Below are 12,077 nucleotides of genomic sequence, written 5' to 3'. Positions count from 1 at the left end.
CAGGTGAATATTTCAGGAAACCCTTTCTTTCGCCAGCAGGCTTACATCAATGGCCAGTGGTGTGATGCAGATAGTAAAGAGACATTAATCGTCTCTGATCCGGCAACCGGCAAAGCCATCGGGCAGGTACCCAATATGGCAGCCACCGAAGCGAAAAAAGCCATTCAAGCCGCACACGATGCATTGCCGGAATGGCAAGCGCTGACAGGCCATCAACGTGCCCAGCTATTACAAAACTGGTTTCGCCTCATCAGTGAAAATAAAGGGCGACTGGCAGAAATCATGACGCTGGAGCAGGGTAAACCGCTCAGGGAAGCAGAGGGTGAAATCACCTATGCCGCTTCTTTTGTTGAGTGGTTTGCAGAGCAAGGAAAGCGGACAAACGGAGAAATTATCCCGTCTCCAGCGGCAGATAAACGGTTGATGGTGATTAAACAGGGCGTCGGAGTTTGTGCGGCCATTACGCCCTGGAATTTTCCGGCGGCGATGATTACCCGCAAAGCCGCACCGGCACTTGCGGCAGGCTGTACCATGATAATAAAACCCGCGAATGAAACACCCTTTACGGCCTTGGCACTGGTGGAATTAGCCATTCAGGCAGGGATCCCTGTGGGGGTGATCAATATCATTACAGGCCATTCCCGTATTATTGGTGAAATACTGACGAGCGATGAACGTGTACGCAAACTGAGTTTTACGGGTTCCACTGAGGTTGGGCGTTTATTAATGCGGCAATGTTCGGACAACATAAAAAAAGTCTCTTTAGAATTAGGAGGAAATGCGCCTTTTATTGTTTTTGCAGATGCGGACATTGAAAAAGCGGTGGAAGGGGCGATTGCCGCGAAATTCCGTAATGCTGGGCAGACTTGCGTTTGCGCAAATCGTTTGTATATCCACAGAGACATTTATCAGGCATTCAGCCAACGTTTGGTTGAAGAAGTTCAAAAACTGCAAGTTGGTAACGGTTTTGAACAAGGCGTACAAATAGGCCCGCTGATTAATATTAAATCCGCAGATAAAGTTCAGCTCCTTTTAGATGATGCACTCAATAAAGGCGCTGACTTGTTACATGGTGGTAAGCGTCATGTTTTGGGTGATAATTTCTTCATGCCTACGGTACTCGGTAATGTCGCGAAAAATAGCCTGATATTAGAGGAAGAGATATTCGGGCCAGTGGCTCCGCTAGTTATTTTTGATGATGAAGAGAGCGTCATTGAATCTGCCAACAATACCATTTATGGGCTTGCGGCTTATTTTTACACGGAAAATCCACAACGTATTTGGCGTGTTTCAGAAAAATTAGACTATGGCATGGTGGGCATTAATACGGGACTCATTTCTAATGAAGTCGCCCCGTTTGGCGGAATAAAACAGTCGGGGCTGGGGCGTGAAGGCTCTACCCACGGTATTGAGGATTATTTAGAACTTAAATATCTCTGTCAGGGGATTTAGTTATATATCCAATGGATTTCAAGATACAGCCAACAAAGAGCAAATTGAAAGATGAAAATATAATCATCAGGAATGGCGTATGTCTAATTATCAAAAAATGGATGTGATTGTCAGTAATATTGAGTCAATTACACCGAAGATTAAACGATTTACATTAATACCGGCTGAAAATACGCAATTGCCCGTGTTTACCGGTGGAAGCCATATTTTTGTACAAATGCAGGATGGAGATAAGCGTTATAGTAATGCGTATTCTTTATTAAATTCGCCATTTGATAAAAACAGCTACCAAATAGCAGTCAAGCGGGAAGAAAATTCCCGTGGTGGTTCTGCATTTATGCACGATAAAGTGGTTATTGGCAGCAATCTCATTATTTCTGAGCCAAATAACTTATTTGCATTAGTGCCTGAAGCTAAAAAACATATCTTAATCGCGGGTGGAATAGGAATAACTCCTTTTATGTCCCATTTGCATGAATTGGAACAGCAAAATTGTGAATATGAATTGCATTATTGCTACCGTTATTCCGATGAAAATGCATTTGTGCATGAATTAATGGCTGCGGAGCTTAAGGGTAAAATCTATTGTTATATTTCATCTGAAGGGACGCGCCTTGAACTTGATACGCTGATTTCCCGATTGCAGGAAGGAAGCCACGTTTACACCTGCGGTTCAAGCTCATTGAATAATGGCGTAAAACAAGCGGCACAAAATGCCGGATTTCCTGCTCATCAGTTGCATTTCGAACAATTTGCTGTTGAAGATAAAACTGGTGATGCGTTTACGGTTGTTTTGGCGAAATCCGGCGTTGAACTGGACGTTGACAGTGAATCGACAATTCTTCAAGTTATCGAAAGAAATAACGCCGCTTGTGTAGAAAGTTTGTGTCGTGAAGGTGTATGCGGGACTTGTGAAACCACTATCTTGGAAGGAGAAGCGGATCACCGTGATCAATATCTTAGTGATGAAGAAAAGCAGGGTCAGGCATCCATGCTGATTTGTTGTTCTCGGGCTAAAGGGAACCGATTGGTGCTGGATTTGTGACGAAAGAAACGCGGTAGCTGGTGGGCTTGATAAGCCAGTATAAGTTTGCAGAAAGCAGTACAGTTTTATCCTGAATCTGATGGCTTGCCGCTTCTATCGCAAGCCATCAGATTGGAGCAGTTGTGTTAAATATTCCACTTGGATGGGATATTTAATTCCTGTTTACACTTCATTGATTGCCAGTTCGATAAATTATTTCAAATAACATTTGATTTTATAACCACGCCAAAATTTCATGAACCACATCATGATAAATAATATTAATTATTCCTGAATCGTCCCTGTTTAGGGTAGCACCGGAATGTAAATATATTTACATCCATACTAGTGCCATTAAAAACAGCAGAATCATTAAAAAAGAAATGACTTAATGAGAACAACGATATGAAACGTTTATCCTTTACTATACCTCTGTATTATGTTCGAGGTGGCACTTCAACAGGTATTGTTTTATTAAAAAAACATCTGCCAGAAAAACAAAGTCTAAAGGAGGAGATTCTTCGGCATATTATGGGGGTTCCTTTAGAGGGGAGGAATGGGAATAATAAACAAACTCATGGATTGGGGAGGGAATCGACAACGAGCAATAAGGTACTTATCATTGATGTGGATTATGAAGCTAAAAGAATCATCAGCCATTTTGCCCAGCTTGAAAATGAAAGTAATAAAATATCATGGGATATTAACTGCGGAAATATGACATCATCAATACCTTTGGTGGTAAGTGATTTTCCAGAGAGAAAATTACTTATGCCTGATGGAAAATTGAAGATTTATAATATTAATACCAAGAAAAATATCTTGTGTACTATGTCTGATATATACCCTGAATATCAACTGGTGCATATTCCCGGTGTCATGGGGGTGTTTCCGGAAGTTCAAATTTCACTCGAAGAGCCTGCTTGCTCAAAAACGAGCGCTCTTTTTCCTACCGGTAATTTAGTGGATAAGGTTAATGGAATTCAGGTGACTTGCATCGATGTTGCTGTACCAATGATTATTATCAATGCCGTTGATCTAGGTTTGTCAGGTTATGAAAGCGCTGATCAAATTAAAGATAATAAAGCACTACAAGAAAAAATGATGGAAATCAGGGTGCGCATGGGGATTGCAATGGGAATTGGTAAGAAAAGTGGCGGGGTTATGAATAAGAGGGAGCTAAGGGAGTCTATCACACAGCCCAAAATTGCTATTATTGCTCCACCTCGACAGGGAGGTAATATTAATGTCAGGTACTTCACCCCAAAAACGATTCACGCTTCTATCGCGGTATCAGGAGGTTGTTGCTTAGCGGCTGCTTGTTGCTTTATGGGCACAGTTGCCAGCCATTTATATTATGCCAGTGCCGTTAATGGTAACTCAGTTGTGCGTATCGAACATTTATCCGGAATATCTGAATTTAGCGTTACACATAATGGAGAACATATCGCATATGCAAGTGTTCAACGAACTGCGCAAATTCTGATGAAAGGTGAATTTTTTATTTATAACCCGAGTGATGAATTAATTAATGGTATGAAGGAACATGGATTTAAATAATAATGGGGCCGTAGCCCCCATATTATTTAAATCAAAGATTCATTTTAGGATCATATGCTACTGTCTATAGACGATAGTAAAGAGCCTTTACTTAGAAATATCCACGCCAAAATATTTCTCTGAAATGCGGGCATAAGTACCGTCATCTTTTATTTCTTGCAGCGCCTTATTAATTGCGCCTGCCAATTCCGGATCGCCTTTACGCAGTAATACGGCTGATTTACTGGCATCTGCTTGTTGGGCAACAATTTTCACCGGTGCATTAGGGCGTTGTTTTTTGAAATCAAGGAAAGACAGGCGATCATTCAACGTTGCATCTGCGCGCCCTGTAGCGACCAAATCAATGGCTTGGTTAAATCCGTCGGTGCTGACTAAGTTCGCACCGTAAGAGGTTGCCAATTGCCCGTAATTGCTGGTCAGAGATTGGGCTGCCCGTTTTCCTTTCATATCCGCGAACGTTTTTATCGTGTTGTTATTGTCGCGGGTGATCAACACCACCTGAGATGTTGTGTAAGGAATGGAAAAACTGAATTTTGCTGCCCGCTCAGGGGTCACGCCCACTTGGTTGATAACCGCATCAAAACGTTTTGCGTCCAATCCGGCAATTAAGCCATCCCATTTTACTTCCATAAATTCAGGCTTAACGTTCAAACGGCGTGCGATTTCCCGTGCGATATCCACATCAAAGCCCGTCAGTTTGTTGTTGGTATCATGATAAGTAAAAGGAGGATATGTGCCTTCTGTGCCAACCTTAAAGACACCGGAGGCTTTGATGGCATCCAAATCTTTGCCCGCATAACTTGGGGCAGAAATAGCAAGGGCAGTCGCACCCGCCAGTAACAGACTCAAAAATTTTTTCATTGCTTTTCTCCAGATAAATAAAGTTGCTGACATCAATAGGGGTATAAATGTGACTGCTTGCTATATCTCCCAATCCGGCAGAGTTTCTGTCAGGGTTGAAATAAATTTAACGGTACGTTCTTTATCGGGGCGGGTAAAAAGGGTCTTTGCCGGGCCTGACTCGACAATTTCACCAGACTCCAAAAAAACGACATCATGGGCAAGATTGGCGGCCAATCGTAAATCGTGTGTCGCCATTAACATGGTGGTGCCTTCTCCTGCCAAGTGTTTCAAAACTGAAACGACTTCTTTGGATAATTCGGGATCGAGCGCTGAAGTTGGTTCATCGCACAACAATACCTTGGGAGACGGCGCCATTGCTCTGGCGATGGCGACACGTTGCTGCTGCCCGCCGGACAGCGTGGCTGGCCAAGCATCGGCCTTATGGGACATGCCGACTTTTTCCAGCAGCTCAAGCGCACGTTTTCTGGCCCGTTCGCGTGACCACTTCTGTACCCAAATCAGCCCTTCCATAATGTTTTCAATCACTGTCAGATGCGGGAAAAGCTGGAAGTTCTGGAATACCATGCCCGTTTGCAGGCTGAAACGCTGAATTTCCCGATGTGGCAGCCGCTCCTTACCATTAAAGGTAATTTGTTCTTTGCTTATCTCCAGCTTGCCGGCCTGTGGAATTTCCAACAGATTAATGCAACGCAGCAAGGTACTTTTCCCGCTACCGGAGGGGCCAATAAGTGCCGTCAGGCTGCCTTCCTTAATTGTCAGGCTAATATTTTTCAGCACCTTCTGCCCGTCGAAACTTTTTTCAATGTTGGTGAGCTGAATCATCTTTGGCTTCCTTATTGCTATTTTGTTGATGACTGCTTTGTTGGGCGAATTTCTTCTCCAACCGGACTTGCAGGGCTGACAATACTGAACTCAAGAGGAGATAGAGAATAGCGGCTTCGGTATACAGAATTAGCGGCTGATAAGTGACTGCTGCAATGCGCTGCGCCGCCAGAAACATTTCTGGCACAGTAATGACGGAAGCCAGTGACGTGTCTTTTACCAACGAAATAAACGTATTGGACAAAGGCGGAATCGAAACCCGCGCCGCTTGTGGTAGTACTATCCGGCGCAGTGATTGCCACCAGCTCATGCCGATGGAGTGAGAGGCTTCCCATTGCCCTTTGGGGACTGAAATCAAGGCGGCACGGATCACTTCTGAGGTATAGGCGCCCACATTCAGTGTAAAGCCGATAACGGCGGAGGTGAATGCTTCCAATGTAATGCCCACGCTGGGCAGGGCGTAAAAAATCAAAAATAGCTGTACCAGCAGCGGCGTACCGCGGATCAGCCAGACATAAAACCGAACGACAGCAACCAGCGGTTTAGGCCCGTACAGCCTGATCAATGCAACGATAAACCCTAACGATATCCCAAGTGCGAATGTAATCAGCGTGAGGGGAATAGTAAATGTCAGGCCGGCGTAAAGCATCGGCCATAGGGAATCCAGCGCTAAACTGAGCCATGATGGGGTCATAGAACCTTCCTAATCGATTGATATCAAATATATGTTTATTTTTTATAGAGTTGTTTTAATGATGATATGGCAAGAAAAGGGTAACGCTATATACAATAAAGTTATAGCTTAGAACTTTGAGATAAGCACGGCCAGCAAAGAAGCAACTTGAAATGTAACAGGCATATATTGATAACCATGGTAAATTTCAGGATAAGTTATAAATAATAATGTTATTATTTTAATGTGCAGTGAAGATAGCGTATTAAGTGATTTTTTAGATGTCTAAATCATCATTAATAAATATTAGTTAAAATTAAACTATTTTCTGTGTGAATTTATGGCTTGTTTTTTAGTTTGATAAGTGGGTTATTAACTTGACGTTGAACGCTTGGATATTATTTTTTGAGTAAAAACTTGATTTTTATATTTCTATAGCATTTAATCCCCTCCTTATTTAAATGAAGCATGAAGTGGTTATATGAATTTATATTTTTATGGAACTAATTAGCTTAGTGTAAGGAATTACTCTTATGAATAATAATGATTACTCTTCATAAGAATTGCAATGGCTAACGCTTCCGTATCTTTTACTTTCATAGTAAATGTAATAGCCTTTTATCGTAGAGTCATAATGGTTATGGCCAGGAAGCATTAGTTTCAATAGATAAAATGTAAATAAACGAAATAGAATTGAACACCATTGTGAGAGTGTTCTTTATATTTCATTTCTCATGTGAATGAGTTTGTCTTTTTTATATTATGGTGAAATAATGCGAAGGAATTTTCTTAAAAAAACATGCTTGGCGTTTTTAATCAAGGCTGTTTTCATGTCGTATGCTTATGCGGAAGTGACGAGCGAGCGAACTAAATAATGATTCACTCAGTGAATCACCGAGTGAAACACTGAATGAATCACCGAATAAATCCCCTAGTGAAACACTGAATGAATCACCGAATAAATCCCCTAGTGAAACACCGAGTGAATCCCCGAATAAATCCCCAAATGAATCACTGAAGGAACAGTCCAATGAAAAGGATTTGATAACTTTAACAGACTATTTAAAATCTTATCGTACTAGTCTCTATATAAACAAGAATAAAGACGAAACAAAGTTTAATATTATTAAATCAAGTGATAGTAAGATAGATATGACAGAACCAACAACCGATGAAGAACTAGTTTCGTTTAATACCATAGCATTATTGGAAAGTTCCATAGGAAAAAATTCATATCATTCTGTAGCAATTGTAGCCGGTAAAATTGGTGATAGTTCTTTTGACTCTGTCGCCTTATCTAATTCGGCTATTGGTATGAAATCTAGCATGTCTGTCTCTTTAGGCTATGGGGATATTCATAATGATAATGAAAAATCTTTTTCTGCTAACGGTTCGATTATTGAAAATAAAAGCCCATATTCTTTGGCTATTAACGGTTCGGTTATTGCAAATGATAATCCATATTCTTTAGCTATTGGTTGGAGGGCAACAGTTGGTGCTATTCTGGATAAGAAAGGCAAGGTGAAGGAACGTTTCCCTGCAAAAAATAGTATTGTAATAGGACAACAAGCGTCTTCGCTTAAAGAAAATGGCATTGCTTTGGGGGAAGGGGCGATTGTTGATTATGCTAATTCAGTTGCTATAGGTCAAGGCGCTAAAACGGATAGAGAGAACTCCGTTTCATTCGGGAATAGTGAAGATATAGCAAAAAATAAACTTCTGACGAATATTGCAGATGGTGAAAAGGATCACGATGCAGTTAATAAAAGGCAACTTGATAATGTCAAAAATACTATTCTCAATGAACTGAAAAAGGATATGGGAGCGCTCAAGGACGCAGGGGATATAACCAAAGAAATCAATAATGCGGTTGACAATACTCCTAAACTCAAGCAGGCAGCCACTGATGCCGAGAAGGTGAATGACCAACAGACACTGACCAACGCCGGGAAAATCAGTGAAGCGGCCAACAAGACAGACACAATCAAACAGGTAGCCACGGATGCCGAAAAGGTGAATGACCAACAGACACTGACCAATGCCGGGAAAATCAGTGAAGCGGCCAACAAGACAGACACAATCAAACAGGTAGCCACGGATGCCGAGAAGGTGAATGACCAACAGACACTCGCCAATTCAGGGAAAATTGCTACAGACGAGCAGAATGTGGAGGTAGTCAATGATTCAAAGACGGCAAATGTTACAATTGCAATGAAAAAAGAGTTAGATGAAAAAATCACGGCGGCCAGAAAGGATTCTGACGAAAGAATGAATAAGCTGGATGCGAAAGCTGGTGATATCTATACCTATGCGCAGGATCTGAATACCAAAATGAGTGAATATCACATTCATACTGAAAAGAGGTTCAATAACCTGGAAACCGAAATGCGCCAAAATTTTGGTAAGTTAGATGACAAAATCAAGCGGGTAGAGAAACGTGCTAATGCCGGTATTGCCAGTGTTCTGGCAATGAGCAATATTCCATACGGTAATACTGGCCGCTTTAGTCTTGGAGTTGGGTTGGGACAATATAATAATGGTAGTGCTATTGCGATAGGTGCTCAGGCCAAAGTGACCGAGAACATAAATATCAGGGCATCTACAGGCTGGAACAATGCCGAAAATGTGGCATTGGGAGCGAGTGTTGCGATTGATTGGTAATATAATATTTTGGGGATATTCAGTAGGCGCTATTGTGCCTGCTTTTTTCTTTTTATATCCTCCTCCAGATAAAACAATTGTGTTTTATCAATGATAATTCATTTGTCTAATTGTTAACTTTGGATTTGCTTTTTTTATTATTGGATGCTTATTGCTATCAATTAATTAATTGGTTGAATTAACTGTGATTTTACCAATATTATAATCAGGTAACCGCCTGATAATGTGTTATGTTATATGAATCATATGAATGCAAAACTTGATTTATATATATCTGTGGTGTTTAATTCGCCCCTGTTTTAATGAATTCATGAAGTGGTTGCTTGAACTTTTCTCTATATAAAACATATTTATTTATTGTTGTTGCATTATTGATGTGAGGAATAATAACTGTTTTATTAATCTTAACAAGGCATTTAACTGGTTAATTTTTCCATATTACAGTTTGCATAAATAAATGCGGTAACCCTTCATTGTGGGTCGTCATGAATATGACCTGAAGAATGTTAATTTGACATGACAAAGAGATAGGCCGGTTGAGCAGGTTTAATCATTCTCATGAATACCTGTGCGGTGTATTTCCGGTTTTATTAATGAATTTATCTGTATTTATATTATGGTGAAATAATGCGAAAGTTTTTATTTAAAAAAACGAGCCTGGTACTTTTAATTAATGCGGTTTTAATGCCATATTCTTTTGCGGAAGAGGAAGAGAAAACAAACATTGTTATAGACATTGTTACTCCTGTGTGGAAAGGGAATGTGAAGCAGCTTGATAAGGATGGGAAGGAGATAACGAGGGAGAATATAAGAGATAACAAATCAACGATTGTTGACCCATGGTCGGGATATCTGGTTCCCTACCCGGAAAAGGAGAGGGTAACCGAGACTACTCACAGCGCATTGGCGTTGCTCAATTCGCACATTCATCTATACAGTCCCTATGCAACTGCGTTGAACCAATCGTCAATTTGGAGTGGTTCTCAATTCTCTTTTGCATCGGGGAATTCAACCATTCAGTATTATTCTACACACAGTATTGCGATGGGGAAGTCGACTATTGGTCAGGAGTCTGACTACTCTACCGCTTTGAATAACTCAAGAGTTGATAAATATAGTATCCACTCTTTCGCCGCTAACAACGGGATTGTTGGACGGGATAGTCCATATTCTTTGGCTATTGGTGCTGGGGCGAAAGTGGGTGTTTTGAAAGACGATGTCGATGACAAAAAGAGGGAATATACCCCTGCAAAAAATAGCATTGTAATAGGACAAAATGCGTCTTCGCTTAAAGAAAATGGCATTGCTTTGGGGGAAGGGGCGGCTGTTGATTATGCTAATTCAGTTGCTATCGGTAAAGGCTCTAAAACGGATAGAGAGAACTCCGTTTCATTCGGGAATAGTGAAGATGAAACAAACAATAAGTATCTGACGAATATTGCTGATGGTGAAAAGATGAATGATGCGGCGACTTATGGGCAGTTGAAAAATAACATATTCTTTTTTTCGCATACTGATTCAGAAACTCCAGCGTTGACATCGTCATATTATGTGGGAAGCCCTTCTTTTAAATCAAATGAGAGCAATGTTGTGTCATTTGGTGATGAGATACTTGAGGATGGAAAACTTGGTGATGGCAAGACGCAATTGCGGTTAATCAATGTTGCTGAGGGTAAAAATGATCAAGATGCAGCGACTGTTGGGCAGTTAACGAAGGTAGAAGCAAAATTGAATGGCTCTATGACGGGGCTAAAGGATGAAGTGAAAAAAGCTGAGAAAAATGCGGCGGATTCTGCGACAGCAGCGGCAACTTCGGCGACAGAGGCGAAAACGTCGGCAACAGAGGCGAAAACATCGGCGACAGAGGCGAAAGCATCGGCAACAGAGGCGAAAACGTCAGCGATAGAGGCGAAAGCATCGGCAGCGGAGGCGAATACATCGGCAGCAGGGGCGAAAACAGCGGCAATAGAGGCGAAAGCGTCAGAAGATGCGGCGAAAGCGTCAGCCGCTTCGGCGAAAAACTCAGAGACAGAAGCGAAAGCGTCAGAGACAGCTGCGAAAGCATCAGAGACAGCTGCGAAAGCATCAGAGACCGCCGCAAAAACGTCAGAGACAGCTGCGAAAGCATCAGAGACCGCCGCAAAAACGTCAGAGACAGCCGCGAAAGCATCAGAGACCGCCGCAAAAACGTCAGAGACAGCCGCGAAAGCATCGGAGACAGCCGCGAAAATGTCAGAGACAGAAGCGAAAGCGTCGGAAACAGCCGCGAAAGCGTCAGAGACAGCTGCGAGTGAGTCAGCAACGACAGCTTCAAATTTAGTCGAAGAAGCAAAAAATTATACAAACACAGCGGAAAAAGCAGCAGGCCGGGCTGAAAAAACCGCAACAGAAATAGATAACAAAATCAAGGCAGCGGCCGAGCAAGCCAGCAAAGAAAAAGTTAAAGAGGTGGAAGAAAAAACGGAACAGCTGGACCAAAAAGTCGAAGAAAAGACAGTGCAGATAGAAAAGAAAATCGAGGATAAATCCGAGGAATTATATAAATACGCCAAGGAATTAGAAGCAAATGCTAGAGAGTTTCATACTAGCTCGAATAAGCGCTTCTCTGAATTAGAAACTGAAATGCGCCAAGGCTTTAACAAGTTAGATAACAAAATCAATCGGGTAGGAAAGCGTGCTAATGCCGGTATTGCGGGTGTTGCGGCAATGACCAATATTCCATACAGTAATTCTGATCGTTTTAGTGTGGGTGTGGGATTGGGTAAATATCATGATGGCAGTGCGGTTGCGGTTGGTGCACAGGCTAAACTGACTGAAAATGTGAATTTCAGGGCATCTACCAGCTGGAATAATGACGAAGGTGCAGTCATGGGAGCAGGGATTGCAGTTGGTTGGTAATATATGCATAAAATAACCATTTATCAGGCGTCGATCGGCGCCTGATTTTTTTGTTTGCACTAAGCATGGCGCATAGCATCTAAAACTGTGTTTTCTGTCAGCAATGGTAGTTATCCCCTAACG

At 41.7% G+C, this 12,077-nt stretch carries 8 protein-coding genes; 5 read left to right on the top strand and 3 right to left on the bottom strand.

Going from position 1 to position 12,077, the window contains the following annotated elements; genetic code table 11:
* Positions 1-3: 3 nt before the first annotated feature.
* The 3 genes from BM100_RS03975 to BM100_RS03965 all read left to right on the top strand — a co-directional run bounded on the left by BM100_RS03975 (position 4) and on the right by BM100_RS03965 (position 4,036).
* On the top strand, positions 4-1,452 hold the full coding sequence (locus BM100_RS03975; RefSeq protein ID WP_092508167.1) for an NAD-dependent succinate-semialdehyde dehydrogenase: 1,449 nt from the start codon (positions 4-6) through the stop codon (positions 1,450-1,452).
* A 79-nt stretch (positions 1,453-1,531) separates the two neighbouring features.
* Complete coding sequence (locus BM100_RS03970; protein WP_092508165.1) at positions 1,532-2,497, top strand: PDR/VanB family oxidoreductase; 966 nt, start codon at positions 1,532-1,534, stop codon at positions 2,495-2,497.
* A gap of 384 nt (positions 2,498-2,881) precedes the next feature.
* Positions 2,882-4,036, top strand: a complete 1,155-nt coding sequence (locus BM100_RS03965) for a PrpF domain-containing protein (RefSeq protein ID WP_092508163.1) — start codon at positions 2,882-2,884, stop codon at positions 4,034-4,036.
* Between the two features lie 87 nt (positions 4,037-4,123).
* Here BM100_RS03965 and BM100_RS03960 read toward each other — a convergent pair whose 3' ends face one another.
* Genes BM100_RS03960 through BM100_RS03950 form a run of 3 tightly spaced genes read right to left on the bottom strand, consistent with a single transcriptional unit; the run spans position 4,124 to position 6,416 of the window.
* Positions 4,124-4,897 carry an amino acid ABC transporter substrate-binding protein gene (locus BM100_RS03960; RefSeq protein ID WP_092508161.1) on the bottom strand — a complete coding sequence of 258 codons (774 nt, stop codon included), beginning with the start codon at positions 4,895-4,897 and terminating at the stop codon, positions 4,124-4,126.
* A 60-nt stretch (positions 4,898-4,957) separates the two neighbouring features.
* Positions 4,958-5,722, bottom strand: a complete 765-nt coding sequence (locus BM100_RS03955; RefSeq protein ID WP_092508159.1) for an amino acid ABC transporter ATP-binding protein — start codon at positions 5,720-5,722, stop codon at positions 4,958-4,960.
* A complete protein-coding gene (locus BM100_RS03950; RefSeq protein ID WP_092508157.1) occupies positions 5,700-6,416 on the bottom strand; it encodes an amino acid ABC transporter permease in 717 nt (238 codons plus the stop codon). The genes BM100_RS03955 and BM100_RS03950 overlap by 23 nt, the downstream gene beginning before the upstream one ends.
* Positions 6,417-7,436: 1,020 nt before the next feature.
* Here BM100_RS03950 and BM100_RS03945 point away from each other — a divergent pair.
* A complete protein-coding gene (locus tag BM100_RS03945) occupies positions 7,437-9,056 on the top strand; it encodes a YadA C-terminal domain-containing protein (RefSeq protein WP_139216929.1) in 1,620 nt (539 codons plus the stop codon).
* A 684-nt stretch (positions 9,057-9,740) separates the two neighbouring features.
* A complete protein-coding gene (locus BM100_RS03940; RefSeq protein ID WP_169924672.1) occupies positions 9,741-11,954 on the top strand; it encodes a YadA-like family protein in 2,214 nt (737 codons plus the stop codon).
* Positions 11,955-12,077: the final 123 nt, after the last annotated feature.

It is taken from the genome of Xenorhabdus mauleonii, from assembly GCF_900113945.1.
GTDB lineage: Bacteria > Pseudomonadota > Gammaproteobacteria > Enterobacterales > Enterobacteriaceae > Xenorhabdus > Xenorhabdus mauleonii.
Note: the sequence above shows the minus strand (reverse complement) of the source record. Positions and strands in the feature narration are given on the sequence as shown.